Below are 21,650 nucleotides of genomic sequence, written 5' to 3'. Positions count from 1 at the left end.
CTTTTTTTCGCTTATTTCATCATTCTTGCTTATTCGGCTATTACTTCACCAAACTGAATGATCTTCCAACGAATTTGTCGCCTAAATTGCTATCATTTACATCACACGCCCAAACTTCAACCTAGACTGATGCTGCTTTACTATCTTTAGGTGAAACGATATTTTTACTCAGATTGAGCATAATTACCAATTTGTGATAATTAATCCTACCAATTTCATATTAAAAACGGCAACCGTTAAACCTAAAGCTGTCAATATTACACGTTAAATAAGAAGTGCATTACATCGCCATCTTTAACGACGTATGTTTTACCTTCTACGCGTAATTTACCTGCATCTTTAGCGCCGGCTTCACCTTTGTAGGTAATAAAGTCTTCATACGCCATAACCTGAGCACGAATAAATCCACGTTCAAAATCAGTGTGAATGACGCCAGCAGCTTGTGGGGCTGATGCACCAACAGGTACTGTCCATGCGCGAACTTCCTTTACACCAGCGGTAAAGTAGGTTTGCAGATTCAGTAATTCATAACCAGCGCGAATAACACGATCCAAACCAGACTCTTCTAGACCCAGGTCGGTCATAAACTCTGCACGGTCATCGGCTTCCATTTCGGCTAATTCAGACTCAATAGCCGCACATACAGGCACAACGATTGCATTTTCTGTTGCGGCAATAGCACGAACAACATCTAAATGAGGGTTATTTTCAAACCCATCGTCTGCAACGTTAGCAATGTACATTGTTGGTTTAATGGTTAAGAAGTTAAGGTAAGCCACAGCGGCCAACTCTTCTTTAGTTAATGCCAACGAACGCAACATTTGGCCTTCATTCAACACAGGACGCATTTTTTCAAGTACTGCTACTTCAAACTTCGCATCACCGTCGCCGCCTTTAGCACGTTTGGCTTGACGAAAAATAGCACGCTCACATGCGTCTAAGTCTGCTAGAGCTAACTCAGTATTAATGACTTCAATGTCACCAGCTGGGTCAATTTTATTGGCTACGTGAACAATGTTTGGGTCTTCAAAACAGCGCACTACGTGACCAATTGCATCGGTTTCACGAATGTTCGCTAAAAACTTGTTACCTAAACCCTCACCTTTTGATGCACCAGCCACTAGGCCAGCGATATCAACGAACTCCATAGAAGTAGGCAAAATGCGTTGAGGTTTAACAATAGCCGCTAACGCGTCAAGACGTGCGTCAGGCACTGGTACCACACCCGTATTTGGCTCAATAGTACAAAATGGAAAGTTTGCCGCTTCAATACCCGCTTGTGTTAGTGCATTAAACAGCGTTGACTTACCTACGTTTGGCAAACCAACTATGCCGCATTTAAAACCCATATTCATACCTTTATATGTAGAATTATCTTAATGATAATGACGTTCGAAATAGTATCGCTAAGCTATTCAGCTTTAAACGAATGTAGTCTGTTCATGGCTTTCACCATATCTTCTTTGTATAAAATATCTGTCGCGCGTACCGCTTCATCAATAGCCGCAACAATTAATTCTTGTTCGGTTGCAGGGGCTTTACCCAATACATAACCGCTGACTTTATTCTTATCACCAGGATGACCAATACCAATCCGTAAACGATGAAAGCCTTTATCGTTAGCCAGGCTTGAAATAATGTCTTTTAAGCCATTATGACCACCGTGTCCGCCGCCTAATTTAAATTTAGCTACACCAGGAGGCATATCTAGCTCATCGTGGGCCACTAAAATTTCCTCTGGCAAAATACGAAAAAAATTTGCCAAGGCAGAAACAGATTTACCACTGAGATTCATAAAAGTTGTTGGAATTAATAAACGCACATCACGATGATTAATGGTTACTCTAGCTGATAATCCAAAATATTTACTTTCTGGTACCAGTGGCGCATTAAAAACACGTGCAAGCTCTTCGACATACCAGGCACCAGCATTGTGGCGGGTTTGCGCATACTCAGCACCAGGGTTAGCTAACCCTACAATCAGTTTAATGTGGCTCATGACAACCTAAATATTGTTTGAATTACTCACAGCACCTATTGCACTGCAGCCTTAAAACGCGGCATTTTAACACTCAATTTGGCTACCAACAAACACCGATTAACGAAAGCCATTTTGGCTTAAGATTTTTCAGCTATAGGCCAAGTGCATATTTGAGCACCTTTTGCTTAATAGGCCCGTCGATATTTGCCAGCTTTAACATGCCATTTCGCAGTACTTTTAGGGGTAAAACATCATTACTAAATCCGGCATAAAAAACATCCATAGCTGTCATCATCAACTGGTTATCTAGGTACCGGGCCTGCTGATAACGCTTTAGCACACTGTCATGCCACCATACCTCACCATTACCAATAGCACTGGCAATCTGTGTTATTAAGATATCGACATCTTTAAATCCAATATTAACACCCTGCCCCGCCAAGGGATTGATGGTGTGAGCGGCATCGCCCAGTATCACTAAGTTTGATTCATAATAGCGTTGTGCATGACGACGAGTTAACGCAAAACTGCCTTTAGCCTGCACGGTAAAGTGAGGATCTAATCGAGACGGAAAATGCACTCTGATCTGCTCTGCTAATTGGGTATCATTCAGCTGCATTAATTGTTGTATGCGTGCTGGCGAGTCATACCAAACTAATGATGCATGATTGCCTGGCAAAGGCAGCAAGCTTCTTGGTCCCTGTGGCGTAAACTGTTGCCAAGTCACATACTGCTGCGGGGTTTGAGTTTCAATATTAATTAACATAGCTGATTGCGCATAATCCCAGCCAGTTACGCCGATCCCTGCCCATTGACGGACCTGCGAGTTAGCACCATCAGCGCCCACTAATAGATGAGTCGATAATATCTCCCCACTTTCAAGCTCAATTGTTATCGCATCTTGTGCATTATCTAACGACGCTATGCCACCCAATGACTCAAGGCGTTCAAATTTAACCACCTTGTCAGGACAAAAAAGCACTACATTGGTTAAGGCTTCAATCTGTTGCCATAAACCAAGTTGAATTAATCTATTTTCAAAAAAGTAACCTAATAATGGCTCAGCCACTTGCTCTGCGGTGAACTGGGTGATGTAACCTTGCATTTCCCATGTTTCAAGCCCGGTATAAGGCACATGACGCAAAGTCAATAATTCATCCATAACCCCTAGGCGCGATAACAACTGCGCTGATGCAACACTGATGGCTGATACACGCACATCTAATGGCTGATTGACCTCAAAAGCTTGCGGAGCGCGGGCCTCTATCACAGCAACAGACAATCCGAGTTGCCCTAACCCAACCGCTACCGCAGCTCCCACCATGCCACCACCGTTAATAACAACATCAAAATGGCGAGTGTGTGACTGACTGTTTGAATGTTCAGTTACGCTAATAGGCTCTGATGTTGATTGATTCTGCGACATGCGACTTCCTTGGATGAATAAATCTGTATTCAGTAAGCGTGAACCTGTCAGCACTCACTGATTAATGAACATTTATTGTATTAAGTTATCGAAACAGGTTCGATTATGCCTTATATCCCCAAACCACGGAAATACACATCAACTGAAATCACAACCTTAAACACAAAATGTACCTTAAGCTGCACATCTGCCAAAAACACCCCCGAATATTTCCCAGTATTTTCGGATAACAGCGGCTCAAAAAACTCAACATTAGAGCACACTTAACCCACTACTCTTTACATGGATATTATCTCAGTCAGAGTAATATTCGCAAAACTCGCACAAAGACTAGCCACAAGGCGCGACAACAGGTAAAATATCGCGCTATTTTTACTATAGGTTACCGGCGAGCAGTGATGAGTAAAAAACTTCATATTAAAACCTGGGGCTGTCAAATGAATGAGTATGACTCTTCAAAGATGGCCGATTTATTAGACGAATATCAAGGCTATACCTTGACCGAAGATCCAAGTGAAGCAGATATATTATTGCTTAACACTTGTTCTATTCGCGAAAAAGCGCAGGAGAAGGTTTTCCATCAATTAGGCAGATGGAAAACCTTAAAAGATAAAAACCCGAATTTAATTATCGGCGTGGGCGGCTGTGTGGCTTCCCAAGAAGGTAAAGCCATTAAAGATCGCGCCCAATGCGTAGATATTATTTTTGGTCCGCAAACCTTGCATCGTTTGCCTGAGATGATCGATCAAATTCAACGTGGCGAGAAAGCCGTCATCGATATCAGTTTCCCTGAAATTGAAAAATTTGACCGTTTACCAGAGCCTCGCGCTGATGGTCCAACGGCTTTTGTGTCAATAATGGAAGGCTGCAGTAAGTATTGCTCTTTCTGCGTGGTGCCATACACCCGTGGGGAAGAAGTCAGTCGTCCTGTTGATGATGTGATTCTAGAAATTGCCCAATTGGCAGAGCAAGGCGTACGTGAAGTTAATCTTTTAGGTCAAAACGTTAACGCGTTTCGTGGGGCAACCCATGACGACCAAATTTGTACCTTTGCTGAGTTACTGCGCTTAGTCGCCAGTATTGATGGTATTGACCGTATTCGTTTTACTACCAGCCACCCTATTGAGTTCACACAGGATATTATTGATGTTTATCAAGATACACCTGAATTAGTTAGCTTTCTTCATTTACCGGTGCAATCTGGCTCAGATCGCATCTTAACTCAAATGAAGCGCGGTCATATGGCAATTGAATATAAATCTATTATTCGTCGCTTACGTAAAGCCCGTCCTGATATTCATATCAGTTCAGACTTTATTATTGGCTTCCCTGGTGAGACAGAGCAAGACTTTGAAGACACAATGAAGTTAATTGAAGATGTGGGGTTCGACCACAGCTTTAGCTTTATTTACAGTGCTCGTCCAGGTACACCGGCTGCAGATTTGCCAGATAACGTATCAGATGAAGAGAAAAAACAGCGCCTAGCCATTTTGCAAGACCGGATTACCCAGCAAGCCATGCGTTATAGCCGTCAAATGTTAGGTTCGGTTCAACGAGTATTAGTTGAAGGCCCGTCGGTTAAAAACCCAATGGAATTACGTGGCCGTACTGAAAACAATCGTGTGGTTAACTTTGAAGCGCCACATTCAAGCATTGGCGGCTTTGTCGATGTTGAAATTGTAGATGTTTACACTAACTCTTTACGTGGTAAATTTGTTCGCGGTGAATCTGAAATGGACTTACGCAGAAACCTACGCCCATCTGAAATTGTAGCCAAGCATAAGCTAGATGATGAAATAGGTGTGACCCTATTTAAACCTTAAGTCAGGTTTAAGCGTATCAAAATAAAATAAAAGGTGGCTAGTCCACCTTTATTTTTTGTCTCTATTTATAATGGACGCTAGAATTAATTCCAGTACCTACGTACACTGTTTTTAAATGATCAGCACAACGATTAACGGAGCCTTATTTGTCGACTAAAGTGACCACCATGAACTTGTATCTGGAACCATCAGATACACGCCGTTTAACTTCATTATGCGGCCCATTTGACGATAATATTAAGCAGTTAGAGCGCCGTTTAGGGGTCGAGATTATTCATAAAAATAATCACTTCACTATTGTAGGCCTACCGCGCAATGCCTTTAACGCCAATAATATTCTCAAGCAACTTTATATCGAAACTCAAACAGTCAAAGGTAGCACCCCTGATTTAGAACCTGACCGAGTGCATTTGGCTATTCAAGAAGCGGTAGCATTAGAGGCCGATGATGGCCTGAATGATTCTGGCATTAGCATCAAAACTAAACGCGGTGTTATTAAGCCTCGCACCCCAAATCAAAGCGTGTATATGCATAACATTACTCGCCATGATATTAGCTTTGGTGTCGGCCCTGCGGGCACAGGTAAAACTTATTTAGCCGTAGCAGCCGCTGTAGATGCATACGAACGTCAAGAAGTTCGCCGCATTTTATTAACTCGCCCCGCTGTTGAAGCTGGCGAGAAGCTCGGTTTTTTACCTGGCGATTTGAGCCAAAAAGTCGACCCTTATCTGCGTCCACTTTATGATGCTTTATTTGAAATGATGGGTTTTGAAAAAGTTGAAAAACTGATTGAACGTAGCGTGATTGAAGTCGCACCTTTAGCTTATATGCGTGGACGCACACTCAATGATGCCTTTATTATTTTGGATGAAAGCCAAAATACTACAGTAGAGCAAATGAAAATGTTCTTAACCCGTATTGGTTTTAATTCTCGAGCAGTGATAACCGGCGATATTACTCAATCAGATTTGCCCCGTGGCCAGAAATCCGGCCTGCGTCATGCTATTGAAGTATTAAGCGAAGTTCCCGAAATCAGCTTTAACTTTTTTATGGCTCAAGATGTTGTACGTCACCCTATTGTTGCCAGTATCGTTGAAGCTTATGAAGCATTCGAGCAAAAAGAACAACTTGAAAAAGCGGCTAAAGAAAAGGCTTACCAAAAGCGGGAACAAAAGCGTCAACTTACTGCCCAAGACAGTGCGAGTGAAATAACATGAGTAAGCTCAATTTAGATTTAGATCTGCAAATTGCCGTTGAAGCAGACAATTTGCCTACTCAAGCGCAATTTGAAACATGGGTGCGCATAGCAGTGGGTCAAACCATGCCTGCGGTAGAGCTCACCATTCGCCTAGTAGAAGTGAGTGAAAGTCAGCATTTAAATCATACTTACCGTGGCAAAGACAAGCCAACTAACGTATTGTCTTTCCCATTTGAAGCACCTGCTGAAATTGATTTGCCACTATTGGGCGATTTAATCATCTGTGTTGATGTGGTAAAAAAAGAAGCACAAGAGCAAGAGAAAACCCTTGAAGCCCATTGGGCTCATATGGTTATACATGGCTGCTTGCATTTGCTAGGCTATGACCATATTATCGATGAAGAAGCTGAGGAAATGGAGTCTTTAGAGACCCAACTCCTTGAACATTTAGGTTTTACTGACCCCTATAAGGAAGCATAAATAAATAGATTTTCAGGCACAAGATTACTTCAATGCCCAATTATCTATTTAGTTAAATATTATGAGTGACGATATCCCCCCGAGTACAAACGCCTATAAGAAAAGTTGGTTCGATAAATTTAACCAATTATTCCAGGGCGAACCTCAAAATCGCGAAGATTTAGTAGACGTGATAGATGGTGCAGAGTTGCGCGACTTGATCACAGAAGACACCCGCGAAATGATTAAAGGTGTGTTAGAGGTCTCTGACCTACGCGTGCGAGACATTATGATCCCACGCTCACAAATTGTTACTCTGCAAATTGACTGTACGGTAGATGAGCTTCTTGAAACCGTTATTGCATCCGCTCACTCTCGCTTCCCTGTTGTAAATGAAGATAAAGACCATATTGAAGGTATCTTGTTAGCCAAAGATTTGCTCAAATATGGTTTCAAAAATTCAGATGTACCGTTCACGTTATCCCAAGTTATCCGCCCTGCCGTAGTCGTCCCGGAAAGTAAGCGTGTTGACGTGTTACTCAAAGAGTTCCGCTCGCAACGCTACCATATGGCAATTGTTGTCGATGAATATGGCGGCGTATCCGGCCTAGTCACAATTGAAGATATTCTTGAAGAAATTGTGGGCGAAATCGAAGATGAATTCGATCACAGTTCAGTGGAAGACACTGAAGTGAAAAAAATCAGTAATACAGTATTTCTTGTTAAAGCGTTAACTGAAATCGATGATTTTAACGACGCTTGCGGCACTCATTTCAGCGATGAAGAGTTTGATACCGTTGGCGGATTAGTTTCGCACGCTTTTGGTCACTTACCAGAGCGAAATGAAACTATTATGATTGATAATATTGAATTTAAAGTTACCAATGCTGACACTCGCCGCTTGATCCAGTTGAGGGTGAAACTGCCCGACTCTGGCAGTATTAACGACGATAACTAATTCTATTGGTTGATAAAATAATATCGATAAAGCAGCTTTAATGTTAATTAAGCTGCTTTTTTATTTTATCCATTTTAAAATCTGCTGTCGTAGCAAGTTAACGACTTTATCGACTAATGGCATCATACGCATTGACATAATGCCACTTAATTCCAAACTGAATTGCTAGAATAACGCGATCAATAAGGCGAGTTGTGTTTAAAAAATTATTACCTCAAACCCAATTAAGTTTAATCACCTTAATCAGTGCGTTTGCTGCAGGTGCAAGTACTTCACTATCTTTTGCCCCCTATAATGTTTGGCTACTTATGCCGTTAGCACTCGCTTTTGCGTTATGGCAAAGTCAGCTGTTAGCCGGCAAATATGCCTTTCGCTATTGGCTTGCTTTTGGGTTTGGCACCTTTGCTATCGGAATAAGTTGGGTGCATGTCAGCATGGCCACTTTTGGTGGCTTACCATTAATAGTGTCCATTGCTTTAATGTCAGTGCTGTCACTGTATTTAGGGCTTTATCCCGCCTTAGCAGGATACTTATTAAATAAGCTTATTACGCCACAAGACAGCTTCTCATCTTTACGAGATCGCAGAATACAACTATTTAAATATCTAGGTTTATTCCCAGCATTATGGGTATTAACTGAGTGGCTTCGCGGCTGGATAATGACAGGTTTTCCTTGGCTATGGGCTGGATATAGCCAAACTAGTGGTCCTTTAAGTGAACTCGCCAGTATTATTGGTGCTTTAGGGTTAAGTTTTATATTGGCGCTAATTGCCGGTGCATTGATGCTAGCGATACAAAGACGTCTATTACCTTTGTTAGGGGTGTTAACGCTAGTTATTAGTGCTGCGATAATTACTCCTCAATTGAACCCGATTACGCCTAGCGGCAAAAGTGTCAAAGTAGCTCTAGTGCAAGGAAATATTGCTCAAAGCATGAAGTGGGAACCAGGCGCTTTATGGCCTACTATGCTAAAATTTATGGACTTAAGCCGAGAGCATTTCGACCAGCAATCTAGTATTGATATTGTTATTTGGCCGGAAGCTGCCATTCCAGCACCAGAGGCTATGGTCGAGGACTTTTTATTAAACAGTAACCAAGTGGCCAACTTAAATAACACCGCAATAATTACCGGTATTATTAGCCGCCAAGAGCAAAATTTTTATAACTCGCTTATCGTATTAGGCAACCATAATAGTAAGCAACAACCCAATGGCGACTATCAAATTGGTGGCGCAAATGAGTTTAGAAAACACCACTTATTACCCATAGGTGAATTTGTGCCATTTGCCGCTTTATTACGGCCATTAGCGCCATTGTTTAATTTGCCGATGAGTTCATTTCAGCAAGGCGACTTTGTTCAACCTAACCTGACAGCTTTAGGGTATAAAGTTGCTCCGGCAATTTGCTACGAAATCGTCTTTCCAGAACAAGTCAGAGCCAATACCCAAACCGACACAGACTTTATTCTTACTGTTTCCAATGATGCGTGGTTTGGAGCCTCTAACGGTCCATTACAGCATATGGAAATTGCGCAAATGCGCGCGATTGAAATGGGTAAACCGCTACTCAGAGCAACCAATAATGGCGTCACCGCTGTGGTTGATCCCTACGGTAAAATTGTTGATATTCTGCCGCAGTTTGTCACTGACGTACTGATTAATGATGTGGCTTTATATCAAGGTGAAACCTGGTTCAAACGTATTGGACAAACACCATTACTGACGCTTTGCTGGTTATTGTTGTTATTCGCACTGTGGATAAAGTATCAAGGGTTAACACATCGAAAAAGCTAAAGGATAGCGAGGACTGGCATATAATTTAGTAATAACAATTTATTATCGAATATTATGCGCCCTTCCCCTCTATTATTGCTGTTTTTTGATTCAAAAAATGAACCTAAAAATTTAGTGGCCCATATTATTAGCAATAACATAATGCGGGTATTAAAAATGCGGCTATCAGAAATATGATCGTGCAACAGCCATTACAACCAGCCATTATCAGTAATGTCGACTCAAATCATTATTTGTTAGGTGTACAAGACAGTAGAGGTAATTTTCGTTGTGCACGTAGTAGAAATGGTAAATGGTAAATGGTAAATAGTTAAGCTTTAACTCAATTAAACAAGCAAAAGATCTATTGACGCTGCAAGGGATCTGTTACGTCATCATACAAACCCAAACTGCATATAATGAAATGATCGGCAATAGCAGCTCCGCTCAATGTCAGTATAACGTTGATTTTTAAACGACAGCCTTCTAATCAGGCTGTCGTTTAGCGCTCAATAATTAAGGCGACAGCGGTTCACGAGAAAAGATCTCACCATCACAATTAGGGCATTCTGATATTACCCCTGGAAAATCAATTCTCATTTGATGGCTGCAATTATCACAAGTCAATACACCTTGATTGATAATTTCTCCTGTTCTATAACAACCATGATGTTTAAAATCCTGTTGTAATTCATGCCATTGCACCTGGCTTCTATCCGTTATACTGCTTAGCCACTGCCATAACGTATTCTCAAATGCGATGGCTGTCGGACTGTAGCTAATATCGTCTTCAGTTTCTTGTTTTAAAAAGCTAGCAATGTCTCGCTTTAAAAATTCTTCCACTAAAGCGAGCTCTTGTTCGTTGGCTGCGGACTTAAGCTGTAAATAGTTTTTCCCTTGGGTAATAGACTTAAATAAACTATTAGCAGTCAATGAGTTATCTTGCTCAAACTGCTGCTTAACCTGTTCAATTAACGCCTGATATAAGGCTAATAATGCTGTACTTCTTCCACTCATATTAAATACTCCTTAGACGAACCTTTTTAAAGCATCACTTCTAGTTTATTCTATGTAGTTATTCATCAGGCGAATGCGCGTTAGATCATACCATACGCGCAAATCCAACAATGGGCGGCATAGCCGGAAATAGATTGATGCAAGAACAATATAATCCTTTAGAAATTGAAGCCTTAGTGCAAAAGCACTGGCAAGACCAAAAAACCTTCGAAGTGACTGAAGATGAAACCAAAGAGAAGTTTTACTGCCTCTCAATGTTTCCTTATCCATCAGGTCGCCTTCACATGGGACACGTCCGTAACTACACAATAGGTGATGTTGTCGCTCGTTACCAACGTTTGCAAGGAAAAAATGTTCTGCAGCCTATTGGTTGGGATTCATTCGGCCTGCCTGCTGAAAACGCAGCAATTAATAATAAAACCTCTCCAGCACCATGGACTTATGAAAATATAGAGTACATGAAAAATCAGCTCAAATTGCTTGGTTTTGGCTATGACTGGAGTCGTGAAATCGCCACTTGTACCCCTGAGTACTATCGCTGGGAACAATGGTTTTTCACTAAACTTTATGAAAAAGGCTTAGTGTACAAAAAAACCTCTTCAGTAAACTGGTGTCCAAATGACGAAACAGTACTGGCGAACGAGCAAGTACAAGATGGTTGTTGCTGGCGCTGTGACACCCCAGTGGTACAAAAAGAAATTCCACAGTGGTTTATTAAAATTACTGATTACGCAGAAGAATTGTTAAACGATATCGACACCCTTGACGGCTGGCCTGAGCAAGTAAAGGCGATGCAACGTAACTGGATTGGCCGCAGTGAAGGTATTGAAATGACCTTCAAAGTGGAAAATAGCCAGCAAAGCTTCGATATTTATACCACCCGTCCTGATACGGTAATGGGTGTGACTTATGTTGCTATTGCCGCAGGTCATCCGTTAGCGATTCAAGCCGCGACCAACAATCCTGCTTTAGCAGAGTTTATTGAAGAATGTAAAAACGCTGACACCACTGAAGCCGCGATGGCATCAATGGAGAAAAAAGGTGTGGCTACAGGCTTAAATGCAGTACACCCAATCAGTGGCAAGCTAGTGCCTATTTGGGTCGCTAACTTTGTGTTAATGAACTATGGCACAGGCGCGGTTATGTCTGTACCGGCACATGACCAACGTGATTATGAGTTTGCTAAAAAGTTTGGTTTAGCGATTGAAGCAGTGATCAAGCCAGTTGATGGCGAAGTCGACATCAGTGAAGAAGCCTTTACTGACAAAGGCGTGTTATTTAACTCTGGTGAGCTAGACGGTTTAGATTTCCAAGCGGCTTTTGAAGCCATTAACGCTAAGCTAAGCGCTGAAGGTAAAGGTAAACGCCAAGTTAATTTCCGTTTACGTGATTGGGGTGTTTCTCGTCAACGTTATTGGGGGGCACCGATTCCCATGGTGACCCTAGAAGACGGTACGGTTATGCCTATGCCAGAAGATCAACTGCCAGTCATTCTGCCAGAAGATGTCGTAATGGACGGTATTCAAAGCCCAATTAAAGCAGATAAAGCTTGGGCTGAAATCACCATTAATGGTCAAACAGCATTTCGTGAAACCGATACCTTTGACACCTTTATGGAGTCATCTTGGTATTATGCGCGTTACTGTAGCCCGCATGCAGACCAAATGCTTGATCCTGCCAAAGCCAACTACTGGCTACCGGTAGATCAGTATATTGGTGGGATTGAACACGCATGTATGCACCTATTGTATTTCCGCTTCTTCCATAAGCTTTTACGCGATATGGGCTTAGTTAACTCAGACGAGCCAGCTAAGCAATTGCTGACTCAAGGTATGGTATTAGCTGACGCTTACTACTACAACAACGAAAAAGGTGCCCGCGTATGGGTGTCGCCGCTTGATGTTGCTGAGCTTGAAAAAGACGATAAAGGTCGTGTCACCAAAGCTATCGACAAAGACGGTAACGAGTTGGTTTATACCGGTATGAGCAAAATGTCGAAGTCGAAAAACAACGGCATAGACCCGCAGGTCATGGTTGAAAAGTACGGTGCTGACACAGTCCGTTTATTCATGATGTTCGCTTCACCTCCCGAATTGACTTTAGAATGGCAAGAATCAGGTGTGGAAGGTGCACATCGCTTCATTAAACGTTTTTGGAAACTGGCTAGTGATCATATCGCAGCTGGCACCACAGAGGCGTTAGATGTTAAAGCACTGAGCGGTAATCAAAAAGCACTGCGTCGTGAATTACATAAAACCATTGCTAAAGTCAGTGATGATATTGGCCGCCGCCAAATGTTCAATACCGCTGTTGCAGCAGTAATGGAATTAATGAATCACTTATTAAAAGCGCCACAAGAGTCCGCTCAAGATCGCGCATTAATGGCTGAAGCCTTATCTGCAGTAACCCGTTTATTGTATCCAATCGTGCCGCACATCAGCTTTAACCTTTGGAAAGAGCTTGGCAATAACAGCGATATCGAAGATAGCCGCTGGCCAGAAGTGGATGAAAGCGCGTTGGTTGAAGACAGTAAGTTAATTATTGTGCAAATTAACGGTAAGTTACGTGCAAAAATTACCGTTGCCGCTGACGCTAGCCAAGAGCAAGTTCAAGCACTGGCTATGGTCGATGAACATGTACAAAAACACTCTGAGGGACTGACTATCCGCAAAGTGATTTATGTACCGGGTAAATTACTTAATATTGTTGCGAACTAGTCTATTGTTGCCAGTCAAAATCTGGCTAACGATACGGTAGCGTAAAACCTACCGAACACTTGTAAGCGACAAGCCCATCTTATGTTAACCAACATAAGATGGGCATTTATTATCACCGCCATGATTTTCATGGATATAAAGGATGTCGATAACACTTATGTTGGCAAAACGTATTAGCTTAGCGTTACTCTTTTTTGTGCTAATTGCCACCGCAGGTTGTGGTTTTAAATTACAGCGCAGTTACTCTATTCCGCTTGAATTACAACAATTACATCTCAGCAGTAGTGACCAATATAGTGAACTCACTCGCCTCGTGGGCGACAGGCTCCGTATAAACCGTGTAACCTTAGTATCAGCAGCAGAAGGCACACCAACACTAAGACTTGTCAGTGATTCATTAGAGCGCGCCACCCTTTCCCTTTATCCTACGGGCAATGTAGCTGAATACGAATTGATTTATTTAGTCAACTATACCGTGATGTTACCAGAGCAAGAACCAACAGAATTCCAAGCAGAAGTGCGACGAGACTACCAGGACGATCCCCGAACAGCCTTAGCTAAAAGTCGCGAAATGGAAATATTAACCCGTGAGATGCGTGCCCAAGCGGCCGACAGCATTATTCAAACACTTGCTTCAATCGGTAATGAATAAATGCGGGTTTATCCAGACCAGCTAAAAACTCATCTGCAAAAACTTCCCCAAGTATGCTTATTATTTGGCGATGATTTATGGTTGCTCGAAGACAGTAAAAGACAAGTCGTTGTCGCCGCCAAAAAACAAGGCTTTGATGAGCGCGTACAACTTAGCCAAGAAACAGGCTTTAACTGGGGCGAGTTAATTCAAGAGTGGCAATCTATGAGCTTGTTTGCCAGCAGACGAATTATCGAACTTCATTTACCTAATGGTAAGCCTGGTACTGACGGAGCCAATGCGTTTCAACTATTATTACAACAGCCAAATCCAGATATTCTATTGATCATTCAAGGCCCCAAGGCTGGCATTGAGCAAACTAACAGTAAGTGGTTTAAATCACTTGATAGCCAAGGATTATATATTCCTTGTGCCACGCCTGAAGGTAAACAATTTGAGCGCTGGTTAGACAATCGCATTTCGCAGCATAAGTTAACTATTCATCATGATGCTAAAGCAATGATGTTCAATTTATTTGAAGGTAATTTACTTGCCGCAGAACAAGCGATGCAAATTTTGCAGCTGGTCAGCCCAAATGACAATATTACCCCTGAGCAACTGACAGACTATTTTGAAGACCAATCACGTTTTAGTGTGTTCCAGCTTACCGACGCCATTTTGAGTAATCATCAAAAACAAGCCCAACATATGTTGGCGCAGTTGCAAGGTGAAGGTACTGCTATGCCTATTTTAATGTGGGCAATTTTTAAAGAGATCACCCTATTACTCAATTTAAAATTAGCCCAACTACAAGGCGAACAGCTCAGCAAGTTATGGGGACAGTATCGCATTTGGGATAAGCGCAAACCCCTTTATCAAGCAGCGTTAACGCGTTTAGAGTTACATCATATTGAACATATGCTTGGTTTCGCATCCACATTAGAGCTTAACCTTAAGCAACATGGTATTGAAGATTGGGTAGGGATGAGTCATTTGTGCATTCTGTTTGACCCGCGCGCGCACAACCGTTTAGCCCATATTGAATTAAACTAGTCCTAGGATTAAATATGCGAATAGGTATTTTAGGTGGCACTTTCGACCCTATCCATTTCGGCCATATTCGCCCAGCGTTAGAAGTGAAGCAGCTATTACATTTGGATAAAGTGTGGTTGATGCCAAATCATATTCCGCCCCATAAGCAAATGACCAACGTTAGCAGCCAACACAGGCTTGCCATGGTAGAAGATGTTTGCCAACAGTTCACTGATCTTGAAGTCTGTGACATTGAAATTAACCGCGATAGCCCTTCATATACAGTGGTAAGCCTGCAAAACTTACAGCACACTTACCCGCAGCATCAGTTTTATTTTATTATGGGAATGGATTCATTTTTGCACTTACCTAGCTGGCATCTTTGGCAAACATTGTTTAGTCATTGCCATATTGTATTATGCCAACGTTCAGGCTGGCAGCTTGATGCTGAACATTCAATGCAACAAGTGCTTGATGAAAAATCAATTAACCATGTCGATTATGTACAGCAGTTAGCATCTCATCAGGCACCACTGACACACGGTGCTATCATCCCTGTGCCTATCGCTTTGCAGAATATTTCTTCAACCGCTGTGCGTCATAAACTGCTAAACAATGAGTCGGTAGATGAACTTATTGCCCCTACCACCCTCAATTATATTCAGCAGCATAAATTATATCTTGCCTAGTTATCCAAAGCTCAAGCCAGATCAAAACCAATTTAAATCGTATCAAAGCCGTTTTTTATTGCCTTCATTGCAATATGGATCAGCATAAACACCTTTGCTTAATTGCTTCCGTGGGATGAAATTGAGTATAATGCCCCGTTAATTTTGACTAGTGAGGTAATTCGCGTGCAAAGCACCGAACTGAAAGATTTCGTTGTCGATAAAATCGGTGACTTAAAAGCAAAAAATATTGTTGTATTAGATGTTCAAAAACAATCGACTATCACTGATACCATGGTGATTTGTACGGGTACATCTAAAACACACGTTCGCTCTATTGGTGAACATCTTGTGGTTGAAGCCAAAAAAGCTGGCATGCAACCTCTTGGTGTTGAAGGCCGAGACAGCAGCGAATGGGTCTTAGTAGACTTAGGTGAAGTGATTGTTCATGTGATGCAAGAACAAACTCGTGAATACTACGAGCTTGAAAAATTGTGGTCGAACAATAACGCCTAATGAAGTTACAACTGATTGCCGTAGGCACGAAAATGCCCGACTGGGTTACCCGAGGTTTTGAAGAATACCAGCGCCGATTCCCTCGGGATATGCCGCTAGAATTAGTCGAAATCACTGCGGGTAAACGGGGTAAGAATGCTGATATCGCTCGAATTTTGCAAAAAGAAGGTGAGGCTATGCTCGCCGCTGTTGCAAAAGGCAATCATATTGTGAGCTTAGATTTGCCCGGTAAAAATTGGACCACGCCCGATTTAGCTGAACAAATGACCAAGTGGCAATTAGATGGGCGAGATGTAAGTTTATTGATTGGTGGGCCAGAAGGACTTGCCCCAGCCTGCAAAGCTGCTGCAGATCAAAGCTGGTGTTTGTCAGCCCTAACATTACCGCATCCACTTGTGCGTATCTTAATTGGTGAAAGCCTTTATCGCGCCTGGAGCATCAATAATAACCACCCTTATCACCGCGAGTAATAAGGCGTGAGTTCATTAAAAGACATTCATGGTTGTTGACACCACAACACCATAAAAGCGACGCTAACCTTTTCGCTATTTACACGCTGGAGACTTAAGTGCCGCCAAAGAAGCGCATCACAATGCATGACCATGCCGCCGAGGCTTCGTTATTCAAACGCCGTGCATTATTCACTTTTTTTGCGTGTTCATATTACTGAGTATAATATTTTTTAATCTGTACCAATTGCAGGTGGTTTCTTACAAAGATTATGAAACCCGCTCCAACGACAACCGTATTAGAGTCGTCCCCACCGCACCCAGTCGCGGACTTATTTTTGACCGACACGGTCAGTTACTCGCAGAAAACCAACCTTATCACTCTTTAGAAATGATCCCAGAGCGAATTGACGATCTTGATGCCACTTTTGATCAACTCAATACTGTTATTGAAATATCCCAAGATGAGCGAGAACAAATTAAAGAAACCCTTAAGTTTCATCGTCGTTTTAAGCCATTAACGATTAAAGGAAAATTAACTGAAGAACAAGTGGCGACCTTTTCAGTTAACCAACACAGGTTTCCTGGTATTTATGTTGAAGCCAGTTAAAACGCAACTACCCCTACAATAGTCTAATGACACATGTACTTGGCTATGTTGGTAGAATTAATACCAGTGATAAAGCACTATTAGAGAAAAGTAATAGCTGGAAAAATTATGCGGCTACAAAAGATATCGGTAAACAAGGTATCGAAAAATTCTATGAGAGTTTACTCCATGGACTACCAGGGCATTTAGAAGAAGAAGTGAATAATCGCGGCCGTGTTATTCGCACTTTACGAGTCACGCCACCTACTCCTGGGGCAAGATATTTATCTTACTCTTGATTTAAAGCTGCAACAAAAAGCCATGGAGCTACTCGCCGGTAGACGCGGTTCTGTGGTCGCCATCGACCCTCAAAATGGTGGAATTTTAGCCATGGTGTCTAGTCCAAGTTATGATGCAAATCTATTTGTCCATGGCATTAGTAGTAAAGCCTACAGTGACTTACTGAATGACAAATCTAGGCCATTAATTAACCGTTCCACCCAGGGACAATATTCTCCAGCCTCTACCATAAAGCCATTAGTTGCCCTACTGGGCCTAGAAGAACGTGCTATTAATGACAAAACACGCGTGTGGGATCCAGGCTTTTGGCAAATTCCAGGGGTTGAACGCAAATGGCGAGATTGGAAAAAATGGGGTCATGGGTGGGTTGATGTTTATCATGCAATTGTTGACTCATGCGATATCTTTTTCTACGACCTGGTTTATAAAGTCGGCATAGATAAAATGGCTTCGTTCATGGCGCAATTTGGTTTCGGTGAACGAACCAATATCGACATATATGAAGAAGTCGGTGGCATTATGCCATCCCGTGATTGGAAACGCTTACGATACAACCAAGCTTGGTATATTGGCGACACTATTTCAGTTGGCATTGGTCAAGGATATTGGACCAGCACCCCATTACAACTCGCGAGTTCTACTGCAATTTTGGCCAACAAAGGCCGTCGCTTTACCCCGCATTTATTGAAAACGTTTAAGGATGACAAGGTCACAATTGATGCACCAATTGATGAGCTACCACCGATTGAACTTAAAAACCCGAGAAACTGGGATATTATTAACGAAGCCATGCGTCAAACCGCCGATAAATCCCGTTTCACCGATGCGACCTATACCGCTGCAATGAAAACAGGCACAGCTCAAGTGTTCTCGGTCGGCAAAGATGAAAAATATAATGCTGACACTATTGCAGAACATTTACGCGACAACGCCTTAATTGTTGCCTATGCCCCCTATGAGAATCCGCGCATCGCCTTAGCCGTTGTGCTAGAAAATGCCGGTTGGGGTGGCGCGAATGCAGGACCACTAGCACGCGCCTTACTGGACGAATATATTCTTAGGGATGAATGGACAGTAACCAATGGCAAACTCACAGATAAGGTCACACCGCCTATAACAGAGCAACCACATGAATAGCCATCGTAGTCACGGTCACCACCATAAAAAAATATTTGGCAAAAGCTGCATATTGATTTGCCGCTATTATCAGGATTAATGATATTAATGGCTTTTGGATTATTCATCATTTACTCAGCCAGCGGTGAAAGTATGGCAATGATGGAACGCCAGTTACTGCGAATGGGGTTATCTTTAATCATCATGCTTACTATGGCCCAAATTAATCCCGAAGCATTAAAACGCTGGGCATTACCTATTTATGTTGCGGGTATTATTTTATTGTTAGGGGTGGAGTTTTTTGGCACCATTAACAAAGGTGCGCAGCGCTGGTTAAATCTCGGTTTTGTAGAGTTTCAACCTTCAGAATTGATTAAACTCGCCTTCCCCATCACCATGGCGTGGTATATCAGTAAATTTCCATTACCGCCTAAAAAACGCCACCTTGCTGGTGGTGCAATAATCCTATTAATTCCAACGTTACTTATCGCTAAACAACCGGATCTAGGCACTTCAATTTTAGTGGCCGCATCTGGAGTGTTTGTGCTGTTTTTATCGGGTATGAGTTGGTTAATTGTTGGCGCAATTGTACTAGCTGGACTCATATTTTTGCCTATTTTATGGTTCTTTTTAATGCACGATTACCAGCGTACCCGAGTATTAACCTTATTCGACCTGGAGAAAGATCCTTTAGGTGCAGGCTATCATATTATTCAATCTAAAATTGCCATTGGCTCAGGTGGTTTTTGGGGTAAAGGTTGGCTAAATGGCTCTCAGTCTCAGTTGGAGTTTTTACCTGAACGGCACACCGACTTTATCTTTGGTGTCATAGGTGAAGAATTTGGCTTAATGGGCAGTTTATTGCTATTAACTATTTATCTGTTCATTATTGGCCGAGGTTTAGTCATCGCCTCGCGAGCACAAACCAGTTTCGCACGTTTATTGGCCGGCAGTATTACACTCACCTTCTTTGTATACATCTTTGTTAACATCGGCATGGTTTCAGGTATTCTACCTGTCGTTGGCGTGCCTTTACCGCTAGTTAGCTATGGCGGTACATCAATGATGACACTCATGACAGGCTTTGGCATTTTAATGAGTATTCAAACTCATAGACGATTTATTGATCGATAGGAAGGTGTTATGAAATTATCTACCCGTTTGTTTAGTGCGATTACCTTGATGGTATCGGCTCATATTGGTATAGCCTCTGCGGCGACAGATGTCGATGCCTTAAAAAAACAGTTTATGGCACAACAAATTAAACAAGGTTTTAGCCAGCAAGAAGTTGAAGCATTTTTAAAGGAATCGACTTATACCCAGGAAGTAATTGATGCCATAACCAAACCTTGGGAAGCCAAACCTTGGCACCAGTATTACCCTATTTTTCTTACCGAAAAACGCTTGGCCAAAGGCCTAGAGTTTTGGCATGAAAATGCCACAACCATAGCAAAAGCGGCGGATAAATTTAATGTTGACCCGCAAATCATTGTCGCCATCATAGGTATTGAAACATTTTACGGTGGTTACATGGGTAACTATCGTGTGCAAGATGCGCTGTACACCTTAGGTTTTTACTATCCTCCAAGAGCCACTTTTTTTAGAAGTGAATACGGTAACTTGATGTCACTCATCAAGGAAGAAAAACTCGATAATGCCAGCTTAAAAGGCTCATATGCAGGCGCTATGGGGTTTGGTCAATTTATTCCATCAAGCTATCGTCATTACTCAGTCGACTTCAGTGGTGATGGCCGTCGAGACTTACTGACCAGTAAAGCCGACGCTATTGGTAGCGTAGCAAATTATTTTCATCAGCACGGCTGGCAACGAGGCGAGCCTGTAGCATTGCCGCTAAATCATACCTCTGATAAAGCCCCCAAAGCTAAAGTATGGACCGCAGAGAAATTACATTACCAAGCATCAGATATTTTAGATCCGACATTAAGTTTAGCAACGCCGCAGGATATTGATGTGTCTCAGCAGGCGCTATTAGTAAAATTAGAACAACCTGAAGCTGATGAATACTGGTTGGGGCTTAAAAACTTTTATGTTATCACCCGATATAATCGCAGCCCGCTATATGCTATGGCGGTTTACCAATTCAGCGAACAATTAAAAGCTCAATACAATGCAAAATAATCTTTATTTACCCTTCACCAGCATGATGTTGTTATTACTTATGACAGCATGTACATCAAGTTCAGATGGTAATAAAAAAGCCAGCTCAGGAAGTAGTCAATCAGGTCGCTATCAGATGGCCGATGACCGTTATCCTGATGATGCGCCAGATGTCAGTAAAGTTAAAAATGCGGTGCCAAAATACGAAGCCTATACTCGCCAAGGCAATCGTAATTACACTGTTTTAGGCAAAAGCTATAAGGTGCTACCAACAGGTAAAGGCTTTTCCGAAACAGGTCATGCATCATGGTATGGGGCTAAGTTTCATGGCCACTTAACCTCAAATGGTGAAACCTATGATATGTATACCATGTCAGCCGCGCATAAAAATTTACCGCTGCCAAGTTACGTGAAAGTGACTAACCTTGAAAATAATAAACAAATTATTGTGAGGGTTAATGATCGCGGACCATTCCATAATGGGCGCGTGATTGATTTGTCCTATGCTGGAGCTTATCACCTAGATATGTTGGCAAAAGGCACCGCCAAAGTAAAAATCGAAGTGATTTACATAGAATCAAACGATCAGCGAGGCATCTCTGAGGCTACCAGTAACGAAGTTCATTATATTCAAGTTGCCGCATCTCAAGATAAGCTACGTGTGAATGCCCTAGCAAAAGAGCTCGAAAATAAATACGGTGTTTCGTCTCGGATAGTGTCAAGTAATGGCTTACATCGAGTTCAATTAGGCCCAATTGGTAAAATTTACTTAACCAATAAATTATTAGATAGCTTACATAACCAAGGTTACCCACAAAGCTTTATTGTTCCTTAAATTTGCTCGATTAAGGAACCTTAATGCAATTTGGTTGACTAATAG

At 42.0% G+C, this 21,650-nt stretch carries 19 protein-coding genes and 1 pseudogene; 16 read left to right on the top strand and 4 right to left on the bottom strand.

Going from position 1 to position 21,650, the window contains the following annotated elements; translation table 11 throughout:
- Positions 1 to 257: 257 nt before the first annotated feature.
- From ychF to L0B17_RS06155, 3 genes are all read right to left on the bottom strand, one after another.
- Positions 258 to 1,349 (bottom strand): redox-regulated ATPase YchF, encoded by a 1,092-nt coding sequence (ychF, locus tag L0B17_RS06165; protein ID WP_235088388.1) that lies wholly within the window; start codon positions 1,347 to 1,349, stop codon positions 258 to 260.
- Positions 1,350 to 1,411: 62 nt separating this feature from the next.
- Positions 1,412 to 1,999 (bottom strand): aminoacyl-tRNA hydrolase, encoded by a 588-nt coding sequence (gene pth, locus L0B17_RS06160; RefSeq protein ID WP_235088387.1) that lies wholly within the window; start codon positions 1,997 to 1,999, stop codon positions 1,412 to 1,414.
- A gap of 133 nt (positions 2,000 to 2,132) precedes the next feature.
- Positions 2,133 to 3,407: an FAD-dependent monooxygenase gene (locus L0B17_RS06155; RefSeq protein WP_235088385.1), complete on the bottom strand. Its 1,275-nt coding sequence runs from the start codon at positions 3,405 to 3,407 to the stop codon at positions 2,133 to 2,135.
- Positions 3,408 to 3,805: 398 nt separating this feature from the next.
- Here L0B17_RS06155 and miaB point away from each other — a divergent pair, with 398 nt between their 5' ends.
- The 6 genes from miaB to L0B17_RS06125 all read left to right on the top strand — a co-directional run bounded on the left by miaB (position 3,806) and on the right by L0B17_RS06125 (position 10,092).
- Positions 3,806 to 5,230, top strand: a complete 1,425-nt coding sequence (gene miaB / locus L0B17_RS06150) for a tRNA (N6-isopentenyl adenosine(37)-C2)-methylthiotransferase MiaB (protein ID WP_235088383.1) — start codon at positions 3,806 to 3,808, stop codon at positions 5,228 to 5,230.
- Positions 5,231 to 5,376: 146 nt separating this feature from the next.
- Positions 5,377 to 6,447, top strand: a complete 1,071-nt coding sequence (locus L0B17_RS06145) for a PhoH family protein (protein WP_235088382.1) — start codon at positions 5,377 to 5,379, stop codon at positions 6,445 to 6,447.
- Positions 6,444 to 6,908 (top strand): rRNA maturation RNase YbeY, encoded by a 465-nt coding sequence (gene ybeY / locus L0B17_RS06140; protein WP_235088380.1) that lies wholly within the window; start codon positions 6,444 to 6,446, stop codon positions 6,906 to 6,908. Before L0B17_RS06145 ends, ybeY begins: the two co-directional genes overlap by 4 nt.
- A 61-nt stretch (positions 6,909 to 6,969) precedes the next feature.
- Complete coding sequence (gene corC / locus L0B17_RS06135; RefSeq protein ID WP_235088378.1) at positions 6,970 to 7,845, top strand: CNNM family magnesium/cobalt transport protein CorC; 876 nt, start codon at positions 6,970 to 6,972, stop codon at positions 7,843 to 7,845.
- 170 nt (positions 7,846 to 8,015) lie between these two features.
- Positions 8,016 to 9,638: an apolipoprotein N-acyltransferase gene (lnt, locus tag L0B17_RS06130; protein ID WP_443019940.1), complete on the top strand. Its 1,623-nt coding sequence runs from the start codon at positions 8,016 to 8,018 to the stop codon at positions 9,636 to 9,638.
- A 346-nt stretch (positions 9,639 to 9,984) separates the two neighbouring features.
- On the top strand, positions 9,985 to 10,092 hold the full coding sequence (locus L0B17_RS06125) for a hypothetical protein (protein WP_235088375.1): 108 nt from the start codon (positions 9,985 to 9,987) through the stop codon (positions 10,090 to 10,092).
- A gap of 41 nt (positions 10,093 to 10,133) precedes the next feature.
- Here the strand turns inward: L0B17_RS06125 and L0B17_RS06120 are convergent, their stop codons facing one another.
- Positions 10,134 to 10,634 (bottom strand): zinc ribbon-containing protein, encoded by a 501-nt coding sequence (locus L0B17_RS06120; RefSeq protein ID WP_235088374.1) that lies wholly within the window; start codon positions 10,632 to 10,634, stop codon positions 10,134 to 10,136.
- Positions 10,635 to 10,771: 137 nt separating this feature from the next.
- Between L0B17_RS06120 and leuS the strand changes: the two genes are divergently transcribed.
- The 10 genes and pseudogenes from leuS (at position 10,772) to L0B17_RS06070 (ending at position 21,605) form a co-directional block, all read left to right on the top strand.
- Positions 10,772 to 13,351, top strand: coding sequence for a leucine--tRNA ligase (gene leuS / locus L0B17_RS06115; protein ID WP_235088372.1), 2,580 nt, complete (start codon positions 10,772 to 10,774; stop codon positions 13,349 to 13,351).
- Positions 13,352 to 13,508: 157 nt separating this feature from the next.
- Positions 13,509 to 14,003 (top strand): LPS-assembly lipoprotein LptE, encoded by a 495-nt coding sequence (locus L0B17_RS06110; protein ID WP_235089629.1) that lies wholly within the window; start codon positions 13,509 to 13,511, stop codon positions 14,001 to 14,003.
- Complete coding sequence (gene holA / locus L0B17_RS06105; protein WP_235088370.1) at positions 14,004 to 15,035, top strand: DNA polymerase III subunit delta; 1,032 nt, start codon at positions 14,004 to 14,006, stop codon at positions 15,033 to 15,035.
- 14 nt (positions 15,036 to 15,049) lie between these two features.
- The gene (gene nadD / locus L0B17_RS06100) at positions 15,050 to 15,703 is read left to right on the top strand and encodes a nicotinate-nucleotide adenylyltransferase (RefSeq protein ID WP_235088368.1); all 654 of its coding nucleotides are present in this window, start codon (positions 15,050 to 15,052) and stop codon (positions 15,701 to 15,703) included.
- A gap of 165 nt (positions 15,704 to 15,868) precedes the next feature.
- Positions 15,869 to 16,198: a ribosome silencing factor gene (gene rsfS / locus L0B17_RS06095; protein WP_235088366.1), complete on the top strand. Its 330-nt coding sequence runs from the start codon at positions 15,869 to 15,871 to the stop codon at positions 16,196 to 16,198.
- Entirely contained in the window at positions 16,198 to 16,668 is a 471-nt protein-coding gene (gene rlmH / locus L0B17_RS06090) for a 23S rRNA (pseudouridine(1915)-N(3))-methyltransferase RlmH (protein WP_226413719.1), read from the top strand. Before rsfS ends, rlmH begins: the two co-directional genes overlap by 1 nt.
- Positions 16,669 to 16,766: 98 nt before the next feature.
- Positions 16,767 to 18,673 (top strand): annotated as a pseudogene (mrdA, locus tag L0B17_RS06085) (penicillin-binding protein 2).
- Between the two features lie 33 nt (positions 18,674 to 18,706).
- Complete coding sequence (gene rodA, locus L0B17_RS06080) at positions 18,707 to 19,786, top strand: rod shape-determining protein RodA (RefSeq protein ID WP_235089623.1); 1,080 nt, start codon at positions 18,707 to 18,709, stop codon at positions 19,784 to 19,786.
- Positions 19,787 to 19,834: 48 nt separating this feature from the next.
- Complete coding sequence (gene mltB / locus L0B17_RS06075; protein WP_235089621.1) at positions 19,835 to 20,791, top strand: lytic murein transglycosylase B; 957 nt, start codon at positions 19,835 to 19,837, stop codon at positions 20,789 to 20,791.
- Positions 20,781 to 21,605, top strand: a complete 825-nt coding sequence (locus tag L0B17_RS06070) for a septal ring lytic transglycosylase RlpA family protein (RefSeq protein WP_272491887.1) — start codon at positions 20,781 to 20,783, stop codon at positions 21,603 to 21,605. The genes mltB and L0B17_RS06070 overlap by 11 nt, the downstream gene beginning before the upstream one ends.
- Positions 21,606 to 21,650 lie beyond the last annotated feature (45 nt).

Origin of the sequence: Shewanella sp. OMA3-2 (assembly GCF_021513195.1) — a bacterium.
In the GTDB taxonomy this organism is placed as follows: domain Bacteria; phylum Pseudomonadota; class Gammaproteobacteria; order Enterobacterales; family Shewanellaceae; genus Shewanella.
Note: the sequence above shows the minus strand (reverse complement) of the source record. Positions and strands in the feature narration are given on the sequence as shown.